This window comes from Rhizorhabdus argentea, from assembly GCF_037861105.1.
Lineage (GTDB): Bacteria > Pseudomonadota > Alphaproteobacteria > Sphingomonadales > Sphingomonadaceae > Rhizorhabdus > Rhizorhabdus argentea.
This window is the reverse complement of record NZ_JBANFK010000005.1, coordinates 98962-119459: the sequence shown is the minus strand read 5'-3', so window position 1 is coordinate 119459 and position 20498 is coordinate 98962. Positions and strand designations below refer to the sequence as shown.

Here is a 20498-nt window from a genome sequence, read left to right as displayed (position 1 = left end):
ACTAGGCGCGTCCCGCGCCAAGTCTCGTATCCTTCTCCCCACATGGGAGAGGGAAAGCCTTACAAAGTGCGCTCGCGCTCCTCGACCTCAAACGTTTCGACGATGTCGCCGGGCTTGATGTCGGTCGTGGATTCCAGCGTGATACCGCATTCGAGGCCGGCGCGGACCTCGGGAACGTCATCCTTGAACCGGCGCAGCGATGCGATCTGGCCGTTGTAGATGATGACGTCGTCGCGCAGGATGCGGGCGCGCAGCTTCTGGCGGATATAGCCGTCGACCACGAGCAGACCGGCGGCCTTGCCGTGCTTGCCCGCCGAGAACACCTCGCGGATTTCGGCGCGGCCGACGACATGCTCGAGATATTCGGGGCCAAGCTGGCCCGCCATTGCGGCGCGGATCTCATCGAGCAGATCGTAGATCACATCATAATATTTGAGGGCGACCCCATCGCGCGTGGCGATTTCCCGCGCCTTGGAATTGGCGCGGACGTTGAAGCCGATGATTGGTGCCTTCGAGGCCGCGGCCAGGCTGACGTCGCTCTCGGTGATGCCGCCGACGCCGGCGTGCAGGATGCGCACCTGGATGAGATCGGTCGAGATCTTGTTGAGCGAACCGACGATCGCCTCGACCGAGCCCTGGGCATCGGCCTTGACGACGACCGGATATTGCTGCGCCTGCTTGTCGCGCAATGCCGAGAACATCGATTCGAGGCTTGCCGGAGCCGAAGTGGTCCGCTTCGCCTGAATGACGCCCGCACGATAAGCGGCGACCTCGCGGGCGCGCGCCTCGTTCTCAACGACCGACAGCTGGTCGCCGGCGCTCGGCACGCCCGACAGGCCGAGGATCTCGACCGGCTGGGATGGGCCCGCCTGTTTGACGTTGCGGCCCTTGTCGTCGATCAGGGCACGGACCTTGCCGCTCTCGGCGCCGACGACGAAGATGTCGCCGACCTTGAGCGTGCCGCGGCTGACGAGCACGGTCGCCACCGGGCCACGGCCCTTGTCGAGCGTGGCTTCGACCACGGTGCCTTCGGCATCGCGATCCGGGTTGGCCTTGAGTTCGAGCAGTTCGGCCTGCAGTTCGATCTTCTCGATCAATTCGTCGAGGCCGGTCTTCTTGAGCGCCGAAACCTCGACCTCCTGGACGTCGCCGCCCATCGATTCCACCTGAACGTCATGCTGGAGCAGCGCCTCGCGAACCTTCTGCGGGTTCGAGCCGGGCTTATCCATCTTGTTGATCGCGATGATCATCGGCACGCCCGCGGCGCGGGTGTGGCTGATCGCCTCGATCGTCTGCGGACGCAGGCCATCGTCGCCGGCGACGACGATCACCACGATGTCGGTGATGTTGGCGCCGCGCGCCCGCATGTCGCTGAACGCTTCGTGGCCGGGCGTATCGAGGAAGGTGATCTTCGCCCCGCTCTGCACCTGCACCTGGTAGGCGCCGATGTGCTGGGTGATGCCGCCGGCCTCGCCCGATGCGACGTCGGTGCCGCGCAGGGCATCGAGCAGGCTGGTCTTGCCGTGATCGACATGGCCCATGATCGTCACCACCGGCGGACGCGGCAGCAGCGACTCCTCGGCATCGACGTCATGCGCCGTGACCAGGTCGACGTCGCTGTCGGACACGCGCTTGATGTTGTGGCCGAACTCGGTGACGAGCAGTTCCGCGGTGTCCTGGTCGATCGTCTGGTTGACGGTGACGGGCATGCCCATCTTGAACAGCGACTTGACCAGGTCGGCGCCGCGCTCGGCCATACGGTTGGCCAGCTCTCCAACGGTGATCGTCTCGGGAACCGCGACGTCGCGAACCTGCTTCTGCTGGACCGAGCCCGACTGATGGGCGCGGCGATCCTTTTCGCGGGCGCGCTTCAGCGCGGCGAGCGAGCGCGCGCGCGCGCCGCTGTCGTCGTCTAGCGCCTTGGTGACGGTCAGCTTGCCGGACTGGCGGCGATCGTCGCCCTTGCGGTCACGCTGTAGCGGGCGGCTGGGTTCGGGGCGCTTGGGGCTGGGAACGGGCGTGAACCGGCGCGGCGGTGGTACGCCGTCGCTGCGCTTCTCGGCTTCCGGTGCAGGCGCGGCTTCGGCCACGGCGGGTGCCTCGGCGACAGCGGCAGGCGCGGGCTCGGGAGCGGCGCTGGGCGGCGTCGCCGGCTGGGCAGGAGCGCGTTCGGCCTCTTCTTCGGCGCGGCGCTTTTCCTCGGCGCGGCGCTTCTCATCCTCGCTCGCTTCCGTCTTCAGCCGCTCCTCGCGGCGACGCGCTTCCTCAAGCGCGGTCATGCGCGCCTCATCGGCCTCGCGCAGCAGACGCTCCTGCTGTTCGCGACGCTCCAGCGGCGTCATCGGGCGCATCTGTGCGGGCTGGGGGGCGGGGCGGGGTGCGACTGCCGCCGGCGCTGGCGCGGGCTGGGCAGGCGCCGCCTGTGCGGCGGGGGCGGGTGCAGGCGTCGGTTCGTCGATCACCTGGGGCTCGGCTTCGCCCGGGCGTCCGCCGAGCACACGGCGGCGCTTGACCTCGACGACCACGGTGTTCGAACGGCCATGGCTGAAGCTCTGCTTCACCTGGCCCGTCTCGACCGTACGCTTGAGGCCCAGCGGCGCGCGCATTCCCAGCTTCGGCTTGTCGTTATCACTCATCTGGTAACCGAACCCTTCACTTCACGAATTTGTAGCGCCGATGGACCCTGCGGATCGACTCCGCAAGGCTGAAGCGCTCTCAGAACGTCCTATGAAGCCGCACCAGCGGCCCAAAGCGTCAGCGACGCGCACGGCAGATGCCGGCACGGTCAGCCCGATATGTACCACATTGTCCCGGCCCAACGCCATCGACAATATGGTGCGTTCGGCCGGGATTACTACCCCGCGGAGGTCCGATCCTTCGGCGTCCCGGCCCATCCGCAGGGCCTGGTCCAGCTTGCGGTTGCCGTCCTCCGAGGCATCGGCGGCGTGCAGCAGGAGATGCAGCTGGCCACGCCGGGCGGCGTCGCCGATCCGGTCGGACCCGGTGAGCAGGGCGCCCGCGCGTGCCTCCAGGCCGAGCCGATCGAGCGCAGCCCGGCGCAAGCCGTCCTCGATACGTTCGGGAAGGTCGACGGGGATGGTGAACGAGCCGTCCTTGAACGCCCGAGCGAGCGCCCCCTTGAACTTGCCCTTGGCCATCGCGGCTTCGAGTGCTGCGCGGTCGACGCCGATCCAGGCGCCACGTCCGCCGGCCCTGGCGCGAAGATCGGGCATGACGGTGCCGTCTGGCCCGAGTGCGAGGCGGATCAGATTGCCGCGCGCATCATGCTCTCCTGTCAGGATGCACTTGCGCTCTGGAACATGCTTTTGCGGCCGCGGAGGCCGATCCTCCGAGCCCTGGTCCGATGCTAGCGGAACGTCCCGATGATCATCGTGTGCCATTCGCGGGAGCGACCTCCTGCACGGCAGTGGCGGCGGGGCGGTCGGCGATCAGCAGCCCGCCCGCGCCATAATTCTCGGTCGAGATTTCGATGATGTTCACCTGCACCGCGCTCGCCGGCTTGCCGAGATGCGCGCCCAGCGACCGCGTCACGTCAGCGACGATGGCGGCCTTCTGTTCGCGCGTGGCGGAGCCGGCGATGCGGATGTCGACGAACGGCATGGGTGTCAGGCCTCGTCGGCGAACCAGTGAGCGCGGGCGGCCATGATGATCTCATTGCCCTGGTCCTCGCTCAGGCCATATTCGCCGAGCACGCCCGCCTTGTTCTCCTCGCGCTCCGCACGCTCGGGGCGATCGGGCTTGTCGCTGCTCGGCCGGCGGCGCTGCTCGGCGCGCTTCTTCTGGATCAGCTCGTCGGTGGCAAGGTCGGCGAGATCGTCGAGCGTCTTGATGCCGGCCTTGCCGAGCGTGACCAGCATCGCCTCGGTCAGGTAGGGCAGTTCGGCCAGCGCGTCCTCGACGCCCAGCGCGCGGCGCTCCTCGCGGGCGGCGCTTTCGCGACGCTCGAGCGCTTCCTGCGCGCGGTTCTGCAGCTCGGCGCCGAGCTCTTCGTCGAAGCCCTCGATCGAGGCCAGTTCATCGAGATCGACATAGGCGACCTCTTCGAGCGCGCCGAAGCCTTCGGCCACCAGCAGCTGGGCGAGCGTCTCGTCGACGTCGAGCTCGTTCTGGAACATCTCGCTGTTCTGGAGGAACTCCTTCTGGCGCTTCTCGCTGGCATCGGCTTCGGTCAGGATGTCGATCGCCTTGCCGGTCAGCTGGCTCGCGAGGCGGACATTCTGGCCGCGACGGCCGATCGCCAGGCTGAGCTGGTCGTCGGGGACCACGACCTCGATGCGCTCTTCTTCCTCGTCGATGACGACGCGGGCGACCTGGGCGGGCTGCAGCGCGTTGACGACGAAGGTCGCGGTGTCGGGCGACCAGGGGATGATGTCGATCTTCTCGCCCTGCATTTCCTGGACGACCGCCTGGACGCGGCTGCCCTTCATGCCGACGCAGGCGCCGACCGGATCGATCGAGCTGTCATGGCTGATCACGCCGATCTTGGCGCGGCTGCCCGGATCGCGGGCGGCGGCCTTGATCTCGATGATGCCGTCGTAGATTTCCGGCACTTCTTGCGCGAACAGCTTCTTCATGAAGTCGGGATGCGCGCGGCTGAGGAAGATCTGCGGCCCGCGGTTCTCGCGGCGCACGTTGAGGATCAGGCTGCGCACGCGATCGCCGACGCGGACGACTTCGCGCGGGATCTGCTGGTCGCGGCGGATGACGCCCTCGGCGCGGCCCAGGTCCACGACGACATGGCCGAACTCGACGCGCTTGACGACGCCGGTGATGATCTCGCCAGCGCGGTCCTTGAACTCGTCATATTGGCGCTCGCGCTCGGCATCGCGGACCTTCTGGAAGATCACCTGCTTGGCCGCCTGCGCTGCGATGCGGCCGAACTCGATCGGAGGCAGCGGATCGACGATATAGTCGCCGACGACGGCGCCCTTCTGAAGCTTCTGCGCCTCGGCCACCGAGACCTGCTTGAAATAGTCGTCGACCTCCTCGACCACTTCGACGACGCGCCACAGCCGCATGTCGCCGGTCTTGCCGTCGATCTTGGCGCGGATGTCGTTCTCTGCGCCATAGCGGGCGCGGGCCGCGCGCTGGATCGCGTCCTCCATCGCTTCGATGACGATCTCGCGATCGATCAGCTTTTCGCGGGCGACGGCATCGGCGATGGCGAGCAGTTCGGCGCGATTGGCAGTGATGGCGGTGGCCATGACGGACTTATCCTTCCAGTTGAGTCTTGTCGGCGCCGTTTGGCGGCGCATCTTCGATCACCTCGTCGACACCCTCGATCGAGAGCGGCGCGGTGGCCTTGATGAGAGCATCGGTCAGGATCAGCTTCGCACTGGCGATCTGCGCCAGCGGGACCGTTACCTCACCGAGCTTGTTTACACCGAGCGTCACCGAGTCGCCATCGCTGGCAATGATGCGCCCATCGAACTGCTTGCGACCATCCAGTGGCTCCGCAAGCTTCACGCGCACGTCGAACCCGGCCCAGTCGATCCAGTCGCTGACGCGGGTCAGCGGCCGGTCGATACCGGGTGAGCTGACTTCGAGCCGATAGGCTTCCTCGATTGGGTCGAACTCGTCGAATTTTTCGGAGATACGCCGCGACAATGCCTCGCAATCGGCGATGTCGAGCTGGCGCGTGTCGGGCCGCTCGGCCATGACCTGCAGGGTCGGATCGCTCTTGCCGCCGAAGAACGCGACACGCACGAGCCCGAGCCCGAGCGCATTGCACTCCGGCTCGATCAACCTGGTCAGGGCGGCGATGTCCGCCATTCATTCTCCAGTACGATACATAGCAGTTGTTGCCCCGGAGGCTTCCGCCCCCGAGCCCGGCAAAGTTTCCAATGTCGAGAAGTAGCCGCGCTATAGGCGAAGCTGCGCCCCGGGGCAATATGCGATCAGCGCATCGACAGGAATCGGATGAATGTCGAAGACCTATCCTGGCCCGTCATCCCGACGGAAGTCGGGACCCATACACGCTGCATTGGAAGAAAAGGGACCGAACCGCGTGGTTCTATCCGTCTTCGTTGCGGTTATGGGTCCCGACTTTCGTCGGGGTGACGCGCTTTTGACCGACAAACCCCAAGGCCAAGCCAGGTCTTCGACGCTCACCCGATTGCCCTGCGCGCATCGGTCGCCCTTCAGACTTTGGTCGGATTCTGTCCGGCTATGCTGCGCCAGGCGCCGCGCTTAGCGATTTCCTAACCATCTTGCTCGCACAGCGAAGGCATGATCCGCAAATTGCCTCCCTTGTTGCATGCCGGCATGCCGCTGCTCGTTCAGCTGACTCTGCTGCTGTTCGGCTTTGCCTTTGTCGTGCTCACGCCGCCGGCGCATGGGGCGATCTTGCTCGTTCCGCTCAATCGCGATGCGCGGGCGCATGTCATCGCTCTCGCGGTGGAGCGGGGTGCGCTTTTGATCGGCCGCGGGCCGTTCGAAGGATCGCTCGTCGTGCGGGGAGATAGGAAAATGCTTGGGGGTGCGTTGCTGCGCCGGGGAATCCTGCCGATCGCCGCCTCGGACACATCCTGTGGTTCCTCGACGGGCGGAGCGCTGGCAGCATGAGGGTGGCCGAACTCGATCAGATCCGAATGCGCAGCATGAGGATGATGACTGTCGTCAGTTGCTTGTTCGTCGTGCCGCTCGCCGCAGGCGTCGCTTTGGGGGCAATAAGCGGAGGCTGGCCGCTCGTCGTCCTGGCGGCCCTTCTGAATATCCTGCCCGTCCGGATGGCGCTGGCGCGCCGCCACGACCTGCAGGCGCGGCTCATGATGGGCGTGCTGGCGGCGGCACTCCCCGCCATGTTGACCTACGCATTGAAGGGGCATGTCTGGCAGATGGACATGCACATGTACTTTTTCGCCACGCTGGCGGCGCTGATGCTGCTGTGCGACTGGCGGCCGATGCTGCTGACCACTGTCCTCGTGGCACTGCATCACCTGCTGCTCGACTATATCGCGCCGGAATGGGTGTTCACAGGAACGGGAAATCTGGCGCGCGTGCTGGTTCATGCCGTCGCGCTGGCCACCGAATTTAGCGCGCTCACCTTGATGACCCTGCGGCTCCAGGCCCTGTTGGCCGCACAGGCCACGGCGCGGGCGGCGAGCGAACGGCTTGCAGCCGAAGCGGAGAATGCCATGGTCGAAGCCCGCAGCGCCCAGGCAAGTGCCGAACGTGCGCTGGCGAAGGCCGCCGACGCCGACCGACGTACCGCGGCAGAGCGCAGCCGTCGTGAAGACGGCGAGCGTGCCGCCGCTGCGACGCGAGCCGCCGAAATGCTCAACCTCGCCGAACAGTTCGAAGGCTCGGTCCGTGCGGTCGTTACATCGGTGGGAGCCGCAGCGACCCAGCTCGAATCGGCGTCGACCGCCTTGAGTGACCTCGCCAATGACAGTGGCCGGCAGAGCGCGGAGGTCGCCAAGCGCGCCGATGGCGCCAGCCAGGCGGCCCGCGCGGTCGCCAGCAGCGTTGTCGAGCTGTCGCACTCGATCACGGGAATCGCTGCGAGCGTCGACCAGCAGGCCGATCTGAGCGCCCGTGCCCGAAATAATTCAGCCACGGGAGACGAAGCTGTTCGCGCATTGGCGGGCCGCGCGACCGACATCGGCGAGTTCACGGGTCGGATCAGGTCGATCGCCTCGCATACCAACCTCCTTGCGATCAACGCTACGATCGAAGCCGCGCGCGCCGGCGCCGCCGGCCAAGGCTTTGCGGTGGTCGCCGCCGAGGTGAAGAGCCTTGCGTCGCAGGCAGCGCTCGCGACCGCCGAGATCACCGCGCTAATCGACGGCGTTCATGCCGGCGCCCGCATCGCCGAGGGATCGCTCAACGACGTCTCCTGCGTCGTCGACCAGCTTGCCGATGCCGCCGCGGGGATACGCAAGATGCTCGCCGAACAGCGGCGGACGGCGCAACTGCTCGAGGACAATGCGCAGCATACCGCGCAGGGTGCCGACGAGATGGCAGAACGCATCGGTGCCGTCGCGGCAGTGGCCAACGAAGCCGGTCGGCTATCGAGCCAGGTGCGCGGCGCGGCCGGCGACCTCGTCAGCCATGCTCAGGGCCTGGAGGCGGCGACGCGGACCTTCGTCCAGCGGTTGAAGGCGGCGTAGTTTGTTTTAGCCCTCACACGCCGGGCGCAGCACATCCGTGCTGCTTGGCTTCCTCGCAATAAGCTCGGGCGGCCGTTCGGCCTTGCGGAGCCGGGCCGGCTCCGACGCCGAACTCACAGCTGCGTATAAGTGTTTCGAAGAGGGAAGCGCGTGCAGCGCGTCCGAGCGAAAGCGAGGAAGCCAAGGCCGGGGGAGGCCGGCCGCCCGCCGTCTGAGGGAGCCATCGAGAATCGATGGTCAACAAAGAAGCGCAGCCGCGTTCACGCGGCTAAGCGCATCTCCATGCGATCCCAGATCTCGACCAGGGCCTGGGTCAGTTCGCGCATCATAGCTTCGCTGTGTGCGGGACCGGGCGTGAAGCGCAGGCGCTCGGTGCCGCGGGGGACGGTCGGGTAATTGATCGGCTGCACATAGACGCCATACTCGGCGAGCAGGATGTCCGATACCTTCTTGGCCTTGATCGGATCGCCGACCATGAGCGGGACGATATGGGTCGCGGTGTCCATCACCGGCAGGCCGGCGTCGGCGAACATCTTCTTGAGCGTGGCGGCCGCAGCCTGCTGTCCATCGCGTTCCACCGAAGACTGCTTGAGGTGGCGCACACTGGCCAGCGCTCCGGCGACCAGCACCGGCGCCAGCGATGTCGTGAAGATGAAGCCGGGCGCATAGGAGCGGATCACGTCGATGATCATCTTGTCGGCCGCGATATAGCCGCCCATCACGCCGAACGCCTTGCCCAGCGTGCCCTCGATCACGGTCAGCCGCTTGGCGGCATCGTCGCGATCCGAAATTCCGCCGCCGCGCGGGCCGTACATGCCGACCGCATGGACTTCGTCGAGATAGGTGAGCGCGTTATACTTGTCGGCAAGGTCGCAGATCGCGTGGATCGGGGCGACGTCGCCATCCATCGAATAGACGCTCTCGAAGGCGATCAGCTTGGGAACTTCGGAGTCTTCGGCCGCCAGCAGCTCTTCGAGATGTTCGAGATCATTGTGGCGGAAAACCCGCTTCACGCAGCCCGAATTGCGGATGCCCGCGATCATGGAGGCGTGGTTGAGTTCGTCCGAGAAGATGATGCAGCCGGGCAGCACCTTGGTCAGCGTCGACAGCGTAGCCTCGTTCGAGACATAGCCCGAGGTGAACAGCAGCGCGCCTTCCTTGCTGTGCAGGTCGGCAAGCTCATATTCGAGGTCGACATGATAGTGGGTGTTGCCGCCGATATTGCGCGTGCCGCCCGAGCCGGCGCCGACATCGTGGAGCGCTTCCTCCATGGCCTCGATCACCTTGGGGTGCTGGCCCATGGCGAGATAGTCGTTCGAGCACCAGACGGTAACGGTCTTCGGGCCGTTATGGCCGGCGAAGCAGCGCGCGTTGGGGAACATCCCCTTATTGCGCAGGATATCGATGAACACCCGGTACCGGCCTTCCGCATGGAGACGGTCGATGGCCTGGGTAAAAACGCGATTATAGTCCAAGAGCTCTGCTCCCCGCCGCCCCGCTCTACCAAGAGGCTGAATCGCCCGCCTTTTAAGGTGTCGTTCGCGCAAATGCCAGAGCGAACCTTTCGCAACAATATAGGCTAGAGAATCGAGATGCCGGCGAGGCCGCGCGCTGCCAGCCCGGCGCGCAGCGCGTCGCCGATCTGCAGCGGCGCGGTGAACACCGCCTCGCCCCGCGGCACCGCCGGCCATGCCTGTCCATCGGTCAGAAATGCCACCCGCCGGGCGATTCCGGGCCCGCCATCGACGAAGGCGAGCGGACGCGGTGCGGCGGCGGCCAGCTCGTCGGCGACCAGCGGGAAGTGGGTGCAGGCGAGCACCACCGTATCGATCCGATCGCCGCCGGGCTGATCGAGCAGGCCGCGAAGCACCGCGCCATAGTCGGCCGGATCGGTCGCCTCGCCGCGCAGCTTCGCCTCCGCCAGTTCGACGAGTCGCGCCGAGCCATGGCGCAGCACGATGCAGTCGGATGCGAAGCGGGCGGAGAGATCGTCGACATAGGGCTGGCGCACCGTTGCCTCGGTACCCAGCACGCCGATCGCCCGGGCCGCCGAGCGTTCCGCCGCCGGCTTGATGGCCGGCACCGTGCCGACCACCGGAAGGTCCAGCGCGGCGCGCACGGCCGCCAGCGCGATCGTCGAGGCGGTGTTGCAGGCGATCACGACCAGGCGGGGCTTGTGCCGCTCCACCAGCCGGCCAAGAAGCGCCGGCACGCGGGCTGCGATCTCCGCCTCGCTGCGGATGCCATAGGGAAAGCCGCCATTGTCGGCGACATAGATGTAGGAGGCTTGGGGGAGCAGCACACGCGTCGGCGCCAGCACGGAAAGGCCGCCCACCCCGGAATCGAACATCAGGATCGGGCGTTCGTCTGGCATCGCAGTCCCCCATAGTGCCGGATGATGCGTCGTGGAAGCGCCCTGCGCATCCACCGGCGCGGCGAAGCGTGCGTCTAATTAACCTGCATCATGCCGTACCCGTAACCTTCTGTGCACTTGTGTGTGTTGCCATGCACATTGCATCGCTTATGGTCAGCCGCGAAGGGGAGCAACGTTCATCCATGGTTTCGTTGATGGGATTCGCTACCCTTGTTGGCGCTTATCTGCTCGGCTCGATCCCGTTCGGGATCGTGCTCACGCGGCTGGGCGGCGCCGGCGATCTGCGCCAGATCGGCTCCGGCAATATCGGCGCGACCAATGTGCTCAGGACAGGGCGCAAGGGGCTGGCGGCGGCGACGCTGCTGCTCGATGGCGGCAAGGGCGCGGCCGCGGTGCTGATCGCGGCCCAGCTGGAGCCGGGGCTTGCGCTGCTGGCGGGCGCGGCGGCGTTCGTCGGGCATCTTTTCCCGGTGTGGCTCAACTTTCGAGGCGGCAAGGGCGTGGCGACGATGCTCGGGGTATCGCTCGCGGCTTGGTGGCCTGCCGGTGTCGCCTTCGCGCTGGTGTGGCTCGCGATGCTGGCGATCAGCCGCCGTTCCTCGGTCGGCGGGCTTGCCGGCGCGACGGCAGCGCCGGTCGCCGCCGCGGCCGGCGGCCAGTCCGCCCTGGTGCTGGTGATGCTCGCCATGGCGCTGCTCGTCGTGTGGAAGCACCGCGAGAACATCGCCCGGCTGATCGCCGGAACCGAACCCAGGGTCGGCGAGAGCTGAGCTGGACGCCCCGGACCTGAACTCGGCCGACCCGCCCACAGCCAATCTGAGCGGGGCCGAGCGCCTTGCCCGACTGCGGCTGATCCGCACGCCCCGCATCGGGCCTGTCGCCTATCTCCACCTGCTCCGCCGCTTCGGCAGCGGTGAGGGGGCGCTGGCGGCACTGCCCGATCTCGCCCGGCGCGGCGGCGGGCAGGTGCCGGCCGTGCCGCCGGTGCAGGCCTCGCAAGCCGAACTCGACCACATCGACCGGCTCGGCGCGCGCTGCCTGTTTCGCGGTACCGCGGCCTATCCGGCGCTGCTCGACCAGATCGAGGCCGCTCCGCCGATGCTGATCGTCAAGGGCGATCCGGCGCTGTTCGCCCGCCGCGTGGTGGCCATCGTCGGTGCCCGCAATGCCAGCGGCGCTGCCGTCCGTTTTGCCCGGATGCTGGCCCATGATCTTGGCGAGCAGGGCTGGCTGGTCGTGTCGGGCCTGGCGCGCGGCATCGACACCGCCGCGCATGTCGGTTCGATCGCGACGGGGACGGCGGCGGTGATCGCGGGCGGCATCGACGTGGTCTATCCACCCGAGAATGATGCGCTTCAGCGCGACATTGCCGAGCGTGGTCTGCTCATCGCCGAACAACCGCCGGGCGTCGAGCCGAGGGCGCGGCATTTCCCCTATCGCAACCGGATCATCGCCGGTCTGGCGGCGGGCACGGTGGTGGTCGAGGCCGCGCCCAAGTCCGGCTCGCTGATCACCGCCCGGCTCGCCACCGAGTTCGGCCGCGAGGTGATGGCCGTGCCGGGCTCGCCGCTCGATCCGCGCGCGCAGGGCTGCAACCTGCTGATCCGCGAAGGCGCGACGCTGATCCAGTCCGCCGCCGACATCGCCGAGGCGCTCGCGCCGATCGGCGGAGTCTCCGCGCGCGGCCCCTTCGGCTTCGAGCCGGCCCCCTCGGCGGCGGAGGCCGACGCCGATGATCGCGCGCGAACCGCGATCGTCGATCTGCTCGGCCCGGTGCCGCTGCCGGTCGACGAACTCATCCGGCAGACGTCCATCGCCGCCGGAACGGTCCAGACGGTGCTCCTCGAGCTCGAACTGGCCGGCCGTATCGAGCGCCATGCCGGCGGCCGCGTCAGCCTGATCGCCTGAAGCCCGCCGCGAGAGCCCCTTGACGACAGCTTCAACCGATCTCCACCCTCGTACGTGTACGTGCGTGCAAGAGGATTGCCCGAAGCTATGAAGCTCGTTGTCGTCGAATCCCCCGCCAAGGCGAAGACCATCGAAAAATATCTGGGGCCGGGGCATCGCGTCCTCGCCTCCTACGGCCATGTCCGCGATCTGCCGGCCAAGGACGGCTCGGTCGACCCGGACAACGGCTTCGCGATGGAGTGGGAGGCCTATGCCGACAAGGCGAAGCAGCTCAAGGCGATCGCCGACGAGGCGAAGAGCGCCGACACGCTGATCCTCGCGACCGATCCCGATCGCGAGGGCGAGGCGATCAGCTGGCATGTCCAGGAGGTGCTCAAAAAACGCAAGGCGCTGCCCAAGGACGTCCAGCGCGTCACCTTCAACGCGATCACCAAGCCCGCGGTGCTGGAGGCGATGGCCAATCCCCGCGCGCTCGACGAGGATCTGATCGACGCCTATCGCGCTCGCCGCGCGCTCGACTATCTGGTCGGCTTCACCCTGTCGCCGGTGCTGTGGCGCAAGCTGCCCGGCGCCAAGTCGGCCGGCCGCGTGCAGTCGGTCGCGCTGCGCCTGGTGGTCGATCGCGAGCGCGAGATCGAGATTTTCAAGCCGCAGGAATATTGGTCGGTCGCCGCCGACATGGAGCATGACGGCATCCCCTTCGTCGCCCGGCTGGTGCGCTGGAAGGGGCAGAAGATCGAGCGGCTGACGATCGGCAACGGCAAGGACGGCGAGGCCGCCAAGGCCGATGTCGAGGCCGGCCGCTTCTCGGTCGCCAGCGTCGAGACCAAGCCGCTCACCCGCAATCCCCCCGCGCCGTTCACCACCTCGACCCTGCAGCAGGAGGCGGCGCGCAAGCTCGGCTTCTCCGCCAGCCACACCATGCGGATCGCCCAGGCCCTCTACGAGGACGGCGCGATCACCTATATGCGGACCGACGGCGTGCAGATGGACGCCGGCGCGATCAACGAGGCGCGCGGCGCGATCGCCAAGCGCTACGACGCGTCCTATGTCCCCGACAAGCCACGCCAATATGTCGCCAAGGCGAAGAATGCCCAGGAAGCGCATGAGGCGATCCGCCCCACCGATTTCTCGAAGGATCGTGCCGGCGGCGGCGATCACGCCCGCCTCTACGACCTGATCTTCAAGCGCGCGCTCGCCAGCCAGATGGCGTCGGCCCGGCTCGAGCGCACCACTGTCGAACTGATCGACGGCACCGGCCAGCACGGCCTGCGCGCGACCGGCCAGGTCGTGCTCTTCCCCGGCTATCTCGCCTTGTACGAGGAAGGCCGCGACGACGAGGGCGACGAGGAATCGCGCCGCCTGCCGCGCATGCGCGAGGGCGATGCGCCCGCCAAGAAGGCCGTCACCGCCGAACAGCATTTCACCCAGCCGCCGCCGCGCTATTCGGAGGCGAGCCTCGTCAAGAAGATGGAGGAGCTGGGGATCGGCCGCCCGTCGACCTATGCCTCGGTGCTGCAGACGCTGAAGGACCGCGACTATGTCACGGTCGACAAGAACCGCTTCATCCCCGCCGAGAGCGGCCGGCTGGTGACGAGCTTCCTCGAGCGCTTCTTCGAGCGCTATGTCAGCTACGACTATACCGCCGGGCTCGAGGAGAGCCTCGACGACGTCTCGGGCGGCCGCGCCGGCTGGCAGGCGGTGCTCGAGGCCTTCTGGAAGGACTTCAAGCCCAAGACCGCCGAGGTGATGGAGCAGAAGCCGTCCGAGGTCACCAAGGCGCTCGACGAGTTCCTCGGGCCCTATCTGTTCCCCGACAAGGGCGACGGCACCGATCCGCGGCTCTGTCCGGTGTGCAGCGCGGGCAGCCTGTCCCTGCGCGGCGGCAAGTTCGGCGCGTTCATCGCCTGCTCCAACTATCCCGAGTGCAAATATACCCGCCGCTTCGCCCAGGCGGGCGGCGCCAATGACGGGGCGGATACTGGGCCGGTCGTGCTCGGCACCGATCCGGAGACCGGCCTCGAAGTGACGAAGCGGGCTGGGCGCTTCGGTCCCTATGTCCAGCTCGGCGACGGCAAGGACGCCAAGCGCGGCTCGATTCCCAAGGACGTGCCTGCCGACGAACTCGACCTCGCCATGGCGCTCCGTCTGGTGTCGCTGCCGCGCACCGTGGGCATGCATCCCGAGACCGGCAATCCGATTACCGCGTCGATCGGCCGCTATGGCCCCTATCTGCTCCATGACGGCAAATATGGCCGGCTGACCTCGACCGCCGAGGTGTTCGAGATCGGCATGAACGCGGCGGTGGTCAAGCTCGCAGAGGCGGCCGCCGGCGCCGGCCAGCGCCGCGGCGGCACCGAACCGCTCAAGACCTTCGGCGAGAGCCCGGTGACCGGCAAGGAGGTCAAGCTGATGGCCGGGCGCTTCGGCCCCTACGTCACCGACGGCGTCACCAACGCCACCCTGCCGAAGACCGCCGATCCTGACACGCTGACGCCGGAAGGCGCGCTGGAGCTGCTGGAGGCCCGCGCCGCCAAGGGGCCGGCCAAGGGCAAGAAGCCGGCGCGCAAGGCCGCCGCGGCGAAGACCCCCGCCGCCAGGAAGACCGCGGCCAAAAAGGCGCCCGTCAAGAAACCGGCGCCAAAAAAGGCCGCAGCGGCAAAGGAATAGCCCGCCAATCGATCTTCCTCGTCGGACCCGCACCTCACCTGACCCGATAAAGACACAAGCTGCCGCTACGGCCGTTCAACGGACGGACCGCGCCGAGCCGGGCGGAGTTTTATTCCCCGGCGCAGCCTCCGGTGATCGATCGCCGAACGGATGGGCCTCATCGAACAGTGCGAATGTATGTCCTGCCCTTGGCAGGGGTGCAGTCGCGCAACATTCAGCTTGACGATGTGAAGTACGAGGAAACGGCGAAATGACCCTTCGACAGATCCTGCAGTCCGCTACTCAAAAGAGCGAGGAGATCATCGACAAAATATCCAATACTTCGAACCAGGCAGTGAAGACGCGCGAAAGCCTGTTCGCAGAATTGAGCGATGAATTGTCAAGATATGTGGAACTTGAAGAGCGATATATATTGCCGATTCTCCGCAAAGACCCCGAGAATAAGGTCCTTGCGGCCGATGCCATGAAGGGTAACAAGGAAATCAGATCGCGGCTTGAGGAGCTTGGCGCCGCACCGAAAGACGATGATGCCTTCCTCGCCAAGATCGCCGATCTTAACAAGGGTCTACGGCAACATGTGCGCGACGAGCGCAAGGAGCTTCTTCCGGCCGTCCTCAAGGTGCTGAGCGAGGAGGAAGCGCAGGATATCGCATCCAAGATCCAGGACGGCCTGGCCGATGCGGAACGGGCCAGGCGCGAAGCCAGGCAGCGGCAGGCCGACCAGGCCCGGCGCGAGCAGGACGCCGCCGATCAGGCCGCCGAGGCACGGCGGAAAGCGGAGCGCGCGCAGAAGGCGGCGGAAGGCGAGGCTCGTCGATCGATCGCCGATGCTGCCGAAACGATCGAGCGAGAGGCGGCCTCTGCGGCGGAAGGCGTCCGCAATGTGGCCGTCGATATGGCCGAGAGCGCGCAGCGGGTGACCGAGGCCGCTGGCGAGGCCATGGCGATCTATGGCGGAACGGCCCGGCAGGCGGGCGACGATATGCGCGTGATGATCGAGGCGTCGAACAGCGCACTCAGGACGGCCGCGGAGATTCCGTCCGCGTGGATGGAGTGGACGAGCCGGATGGTGCGTTCCAACACGGAAGCGCGCCAGCGACTGATGGCCTGCCGAACGGTGAAGGATCTCGCGGAGACGCAGCGCGATATCTTCAGCAACGCCCTGCGCGACTGGATGGAAGGGAGCTCGAAACTGCTCGATATCACCCAGCGCGCCTCCAGGCAGGCGCTGCGCCCGCTCGACGCCCGCCTCCACTGATCGGCCCATCTCCCGCCTCATGCCAGACGGCGCCAATCCGACGATCGCCCCTCCCTTTCGGGGGAGGGGCACGGGGCGGCTCTCTCCTCGAAATCACGGCAACAAAAGCAACACTGGACTCGATGCGGTTCATTGGAACGGGAGCGAGTCTAGACAAAGTCGGTCGTCGTAAATGAACCCGCGCTCGCGCCTGCGACCAGAATGGCGGAATCGACGTTGTTCCCACCATCGCTGGAATAGAATAGATAGGTATCCGAACCCACCATGAGTGCTGCGATCTCGCCGCTGCCGCTGTGGCCATCGAAGAGCTGTTGGGCAACGGAAGCGGCCTCATCGCCCGCCTTCACCGTGCCCGTCAGAATGATGGTGGGAGCGAACCCGACCGAGATGTGATCCGTGCCGTCCACATAGTCGACGATGCGATCAGCGCCCGCGCTTATCGCGGATCCCTGCCCCGAAAAGAGGAAGATGTCCGCGCCGGCGCCCCCCGTCAGGACATCGCTGCCAAGATCTCCCGCCAGGAGATCATTGCCATCGCCGCCGGAAATGCTGTCATTGCCCTGGCCCCCACGTAAACTGTCATTGTCGGAACCACCGTCGATGGCGTCATCGCCACGATTGCCGTTGACGCTGTCATTGCCCGCGCCGCCCAGGATGCTGTCATTGGATGCGCCGCCCATGATCCTGTCGGACCCGTTACCACCATCGATGGTGTCGGCTCCGCTATTTCCCTGCAGATAGTCACCTCCATCGCCCCCGTGGAGTTCGTCTGCTCCGTCGTCCCCACCCATCGCCGACTGTCCGTAGATATGATCGTTTCCGGAGCCGCCCGACAGCGTATCCGCGCCGGGCCCGCCGAACAGATAATCGTGACCCGAAAAGCCATTGAGCACGTCGTCGAATCTCGTGCCGTGCAGGGCGTCGTTGCCGGAAAAGAGGAGTTCCAGTGCACCCATGCCGTCCGCACCGAATGCGTAGAATCTCGCTGCGTCCGAGGCGAGGCCGGTGACGTCGAACAAGGTGGCGCCGTTCAGGGTCTGGGTGATTCCGGCGATCGTTCCGGCAGTCGGCTCTCCACTCCCTGAAAGGGCGAAGCCCTCTCCAGTAACAATGCTATGCTTGCTACCGGATGTTGTCTCGAACGAAGAGCTTGAACTTGATGTTACAGCACCATCGAATATACCTCGGAACATTAGGTCGTTCATGATTAATGCTGCCGCGATGCCGCCAGACAATTGTGCCATGCCTACCTCCGCTCCCATTGCTCCGACCGATCTCTGCTGAAATCATCTCTCGCCGAGAGCGATTTCGCTAATGGCAGGGCATGTTAATTTAACTTCAGTTGTTGTTTTATATCACAGCTACTCGCTTCATATCTCGATTACGGGGTGGTAATCCCTAATACGTATCCCGGAACAAAAGAAATAGGACACAGCCTGGCCGGCATCGCATTGTATATTAGGAGATATGGTCGTGATCAGGAGGTGGCGGTGGAGGAACTGATCTAATAGACTCCTTGTCCGACACCTGCTGAGCAGCCTGATGACTGCGCCGAAACATAATTCGCCTGCCTCATGGGGCAGGGCGTTCCTACTTGTTCAACGATCGACTCTTATATTTTCGCTTTGGTTTGAATACCTTGCCGATCTAGCCACTGTGAAGGAGCGCCACGGCCCTCGACCGCCACAGAGCGGCTAAAGCGCTCGAAAAATCAAACCTCAGTTGCGGCGATCGACGGTAGGTTGCAACATGCGGACATGGGTGAACGATTGACCGCTACCAATATAATGATGGCTTTCGCCCTGTTCCTTTGGGGCGGGTTATACCTGCTCGGAAGCAGCATCATGTCTGGAGCAACCGACAGGCGGGTTCCTGGCCTGCCTGACAGCGGCGGGCTTTCAGCTGACGGCTGCGATACTCTCGATACTCGCCTTCTTTCCGTACATCATTTTCTACACGGGCGGGGTATGACGGGCAGGCTCGAACAGAACCTGCCGCAACGAGGCGGCCCGTTCAAAACTGGATACCCTATGGAGTGTATGAATGAGTAAGACAGTCGCGGTTTTCGGCGCCACGGGTACATCGGGCGGTGCAGCCATGCGCCACCTGATCGCGGCTGGCTTTCATGTCCGCGCAGTCACCCGGAACCCGGACAGCGACGCTGCGCGCCACGCCGCCAGCTTCGGGGCCGTCCCGGTGGCTGGTGACCTGAACGACCGCGCATCTATCCGCAACGCCATACAGGGTGCGGACGCGGTCTATTATGTCGGTACCTCGGCGGAAAATCGCTGGGACATTGGGCAGGCTGTTCAAGGCATCAATGCCGTTGACGCCGCGATCGAGGTGGGCATTCAGCACTATGTTTTCCAGTCCGCGCTCGTGGCGGATGCCCGGGGCGTGCTCATCATGGGATCGAAACGTGCGATTGAGGAGCGGCTTGCCGAGCTGCCTCTACGCACCACCATTTTGAGGCCCGGGTTTTTCATGGAAAACCTGCTGCGGTTCTTCGCTCCGGTGGAAAAGGACGGGAAACTGGTGTTCGCCATCCCGATCCCACCCGAGAAGGAAAACGGATTGATCGCCGCGGAGGACATCGGCAAGGCGGCTGCCGCGGTGATCTCCGATCCGGATCGATATGCCGGCGCCGAGATCAAGCTGGTGTCCGATGTCGGCAGCCCCAGTCAGATGACCCGGATATTGGGTGAGGAAATGGGCTGCGAAGCCAGCACGGTCTACATCCCGCTGGACGACATCAAGCGTGATTGGCCGCAGGGTGTTGACGATATCCACTGGCTCAGTACGCGCACCACGAAGGACAATAGCGCCGAACTTACGGCGCTCATCGGCAAGACGACAAGCTTCCGCGAGTGGACCAGGGAGATTTTCATCCCTTTCTTCAAACGCCTAAACGGCGAGACCAACGAGCCCGCCTGACGCGCCTCCTCGATCACCTGATGATAGCGCTTCCGAGTTACGCTTTAAGTGTATTGGCTCAAACGGCATTCTCGCTCGTATTCCCACCAGAAATTTTTTTTGGAGGAACAGCAATGGCGATCCGGATCCGTGAAGCAACTGTGATGGCGGCCATGGTGTTTCTAGCCACCGCACATCCTGCACAGGCTGAAAAAGGGACCACACCCAACGGCATCGGACAGGGTGCAACTCCTGGCAGCAGCGATGACGGTTCGCAGGGCGGCGGCGGCGACGCCAAAGGCACTCCCGCCCCCATTGCGGGCCTCGGAATTGGCGCGCTGGCAGCCCTCGGCTATTTCGTTCGAAGGTTGCGGGCACGTAAGGAGATATGAGTTCCGCATCCTTCCCACATTGTCGGGCCTGGGAGTCGGCCCTCGGCGGAACGGGCATAACCTAAACGATCCTTGAACTGATCGATAACAGGCCGTCATCCCGATCCGGCGCAGCTCGCGTTGGTGCCGCCAGCGACTAAACGGTCGCTGTCAGGCATCGGAACACCAATGGTCTTGGTCGGATGGTTACGATTGGAGCGCGATCACTCCTACTCATCGGCGCGGTGTTCCCCATTTGTTCTTGCCTTTTCACCGGTTTTGCGCTAGCTAAGCCGCACCGTCGAAAGGCCCTCGATGAACAAACCGACCGGCGATCCATCCCGCCTCCACGATCGAGCGGACCACGCCCGGCACCAAACCCCACAACCACAAATACTCGCCCGCGCCCCCCGCTGCGGCGCGCGCACCCGCTCCGGCGCACCGTGCCGCTCCCCCGCTATACGCGGCAATCAACGCTGCCGGATGCATGGCGGCAAGGGCAGCGGCGCGCCGCGCGGCAATCGCAACGCCTGGAAGCACGGCATCCACTCCGCCCGGGTCAGGGAGATCGCCCGCTATCTGCGCGCGGTCGGGCCGGCGGCGATGGCGCGCATCCTCTCGGACGCCGGGCTGGGAAAGGAAAAATATAAAAAACGGGCAGACAACCCCATGCACCCGGAAATTGCGGCGCGATCCGGCCCCGATATCCCCGCTTCGCCGGCAGGGGAATTGCCACCAGATCTTGTCGTCCCGGACTTGATCCGGGACCCCGCTGTCTTTGGTCGAGCCGATAAGCAAGCGGTAGAGAGAGAGAAGAAGCGGGATCCCGGATCAGGTCCGGGATGACGGTTTTTCGGGGGAGCGCAGGCGCC

Annotated in this window: 17 protein-coding genes; 9 read left to right on the top strand and 8 right to left on the bottom strand. The window is 65.6% G+C overall.

Translation table 11 applies throughout. The features are described from left to right. Window positions 1-59: 59 nt before the first annotated feature. From infB to rimP, 5 genes are read right to left on the bottom strand one after another with little or no spacing between them, the layout of a single operon-like run. On the bottom strand, window positions 60-2636 hold the full coding sequence (gene infB, locus AAC645_RS06560; protein ID WP_340314725.1) for a translation initiation factor IF-2: 2577 nt from the start codon (window positions 2634-2636) through the stop codon (window positions 60-62). A gap of 21 nt (window positions 2637-2657) precedes the next feature. After that, window positions 2658-3401, bottom strand: coding sequence for a DUF448 domain-containing protein (locus tag AAC645_RS06555; RefSeq protein WP_340314724.1), 744 nt, complete (start codon window positions 3399-3401; stop codon window positions 2658-2660). Beyond that, window positions 3388-3621, bottom strand: coding sequence for a tautomerase family protein (locus AAC645_RS06550; protein WP_340314723.1), 234 nt, complete (start codon window positions 3619-3621; stop codon window positions 3388-3390). Before AAC645_RS06550 ends, AAC645_RS06555 begins: the two co-directional genes overlap by 14 nt. A 5-nt stretch (window positions 3622-3626) precedes the next feature. Continuing rightward, window positions 3627-5225: a transcription termination factor NusA gene (gene nusA / locus AAC645_RS06545; RefSeq protein ID WP_340314722.1), complete on the bottom strand. Its 1599-nt coding sequence runs from the start codon at window positions 5223-5225 to the stop codon at window positions 3627-3629. Window positions 5226-5232: 7 nt separating this feature from the next. Next, entirely contained in the window at window positions 5233-5793 is a 561-nt protein-coding gene (rimP, locus tag AAC645_RS06540) for a ribosome maturation protein RimP (RefSeq protein ID WP_340314721.1), read from the bottom strand. A 456-nt stretch (window positions 5794-6249) separates the two neighbouring features. Here rimP and AAC645_RS06535 point away from each other — a divergent pair, with 456 nt between their 5' ends. Then, window positions 6250-6585: a hypothetical protein gene (locus AAC645_RS06535; protein WP_340314720.1), complete on the top strand. Its 336-nt coding sequence runs from the start codon at window positions 6250-6252 to the stop codon at window positions 6583-6585. 41 nt (window positions 6586-6626) lie between these two features. Then, the gene (locus AAC645_RS06530; protein ID WP_340314719.1) at window positions 6627-8132 is read left to right on the top strand and encodes a methyl-accepting chemotaxis protein; all 1506 of its coding nucleotides are present in this window, start codon (window positions 6627-6629) and stop codon (window positions 8130-8132) included. A gap of 260 nt (window positions 8133-8392) precedes the next feature. On the opposite strand, the gene hemA is transcribed toward AAC645_RS06530, so the two are convergent. Continuing rightward, on the bottom strand, window positions 8393-9607 hold the full coding sequence (gene hemA, locus AAC645_RS06525; protein WP_340314718.1) for a 5-aminolevulinate synthase: 1215 nt from the start codon (window positions 9605-9607) through the stop codon (window positions 8393-8395). A gap of 104 nt (window positions 9608-9711) precedes the next feature. After that, on the bottom strand, window positions 9712-10506 hold the full coding sequence (gene murI, locus AAC645_RS06520; protein ID WP_340314717.1) for a glutamate racemase: 795 nt from the start codon (window positions 10504-10506) through the stop codon (window positions 9712-9714). A gap of 194 nt (window positions 10507-10700) precedes the next feature. Between murI and plsY the strand changes: the two genes are divergently transcribed. From plsY to AAC645_RS06500, 4 genes are all read left to right on the top strand, one after another. Further along, window positions 10701-11276 (top strand): glycerol-3-phosphate 1-O-acyltransferase PlsY, encoded by a 576-nt coding sequence (gene plsY, locus AAC645_RS06515; protein ID WP_340314715.1) that lies wholly within the window; start codon window positions 10701-10703, stop codon window positions 11274-11276. 46 nt (window positions 11277-11322) lie between these two features. Continuing rightward, a complete protein-coding gene (dprA, locus tag AAC645_RS06510; protein WP_340314893.1) occupies window positions 11323-12414 on the top strand; it encodes a DNA-processing protein DprA in 1092 nt (363 codons plus the stop codon). An 87-nt stretch (window positions 12415-12501) separates the two neighbouring features. Further along, window positions 12502-15084: a type I DNA topoisomerase gene (topA, locus tag AAC645_RS06505; RefSeq protein WP_340314714.1), complete on the top strand. Its 2583-nt coding sequence runs from the start codon at window positions 12502-12504 to the stop codon at window positions 15082-15084. Window positions 15085-15334: 250 nt separating this feature from the next. After that, the gene (locus AAC645_RS06500; protein WP_340314713.1) at window positions 15335-16342 is read left to right on the top strand and encodes a hemerythrin domain-containing protein; all 1008 of its coding nucleotides are present in this window, start codon (window positions 15335-15337) and stop codon (window positions 16340-16342) included. A 149-nt stretch (window positions 16343-16491) separates the two neighbouring features. On the opposite strand, the gene AAC645_RS06495 is transcribed toward AAC645_RS06500, so the two are convergent. Continuing rightward, the gene (locus AAC645_RS06495; RefSeq protein ID WP_340314712.1) at window positions 16492-17577 is read right to left on the bottom strand and encodes a calcium-binding protein; all 1086 of its coding nucleotides are present in this window, start codon (window positions 17575-17577) and stop codon (window positions 16492-16494) included. An 808-nt stretch (window positions 17578-18385) separates the two neighbouring features. Between AAC645_RS06495 and AAC645_RS06490 the strand changes: the two genes are divergently transcribed. The 3 genes from AAC645_RS06490 to AAC645_RS06480 all read left to right on the top strand — a co-directional run bounded on the left by AAC645_RS06490 (window position 18386) and on the right by AAC645_RS06480 (window position 20472). Then, complete coding sequence (locus AAC645_RS06490) at window positions 18386-19276, top strand: NmrA/HSCARG family protein (protein ID WP_340314710.1); 891 nt, start codon at window positions 18386-18388, stop codon at window positions 19274-19276. Window positions 19277-19389: 113 nt separating this feature from the next. Next, complete coding sequence (locus AAC645_RS06485) at window positions 19390-19647, top strand: hypothetical protein (RefSeq protein ID WP_340314708.1); 258 nt, start codon at window positions 19390-19392, stop codon at window positions 19645-19647. A gap of 294 nt (window positions 19648-19941) precedes the next feature. Then, window positions 19942-20472, top strand: a complete 531-nt coding sequence (locus AAC645_RS06480) for an HGGxSTG domain-containing protein (protein WP_340314706.1) — start codon at window positions 19942-19944, stop codon at window positions 20470-20472. Window positions 20473-20498: the final 26 nt, after the last annotated feature.

Coding starts and splice junctions, on each gene's coding strand:
- infB (WP_340314725.1), bottom strand. CDS start 2,636: ATGAGTGATAACGACAAGCCGAAGCTGGGAATGCGCGCGCCGCTGGGC.
- AAC645_RS06555 (WP_340314724.1), bottom strand. CDS start 3,401: ATGGCACACGATGATCATCGGGACGTTCCGCTAGCATCGGACCAGGGC.
- AAC645_RS06550 (WP_340314723.1), bottom strand. CDS start 3,621: ATGCCGTTCGTCGACATCCGCATCGCCGGCTCCGCCACGCGCGAACAG.
- nusA (WP_340314722.1), bottom strand. CDS start 5,225: ATGGCCACCGCCATCACTGCCAATCGCGCCGAACTGCTCGCCATCGCC.
- rimP (WP_340314721.1), bottom strand. CDS start 5,793: ATGGCGGACATCGCCGCCCTGACCAGGTTGATCGAGCCGGAGTGCAAT.
- AAC645_RS06535 (WP_340314720.1), top strand. CDS start 6,250: ATGATCCGCAAATTGCCTCCCTTGTTGCATGCCGGCATGCCGCTGCTC.
- AAC645_RS06530 (WP_340314719.1), top strand. CDS start 6,627: ATGATGACTGTCGTCAGTTGCTTGTTCGTCGTGCCGCTCGCCGCAGGC.
- murI (WP_340314717.1), bottom strand. CDS start 10,506: ATGCCAGACGAACGCCCGATCCTGATGTTCGATTCCGGGGTGGGCGGC.
- plsY (WP_340314715.1), top strand. CDS start 10,701: ATGGGATTCGCTACCCTTGTTGGCGCTTATCTGCTCGGCTCGATCCCG.
- topA (WP_340314714.1), top strand. CDS start 12,502: ATGAAGCTCGTTGTCGTCGAATCCCCCGCCAAGGCGAAGACCATCGAA.
- AAC645_RS06500 (WP_340314713.1), top strand. CDS start 15,335: ATGACCCTTCGACAGATCCTGCAGTCCGCTACTCAAAAGAGCGAGGAG.
- AAC645_RS06490 (WP_340314710.1), top strand. CDS start 18,386: ATGAGTAAGACAGTCGCGGTTTTCGGCGCCACGGGTACATCGGGCGGT.
- AAC645_RS06485 (WP_340314708.1), top strand. CDS start 19,390: ATGGCGATCCGGATCCGTGAAGCAACTGTGATGGCGGCCATGGTGTTT.
- AAC645_RS06480 (WP_340314706.1), top strand. CDS start 19,942: ATGAACAAACCGACCGGCGATCCATCCCGCCTCCACGATCGAGCGGAC.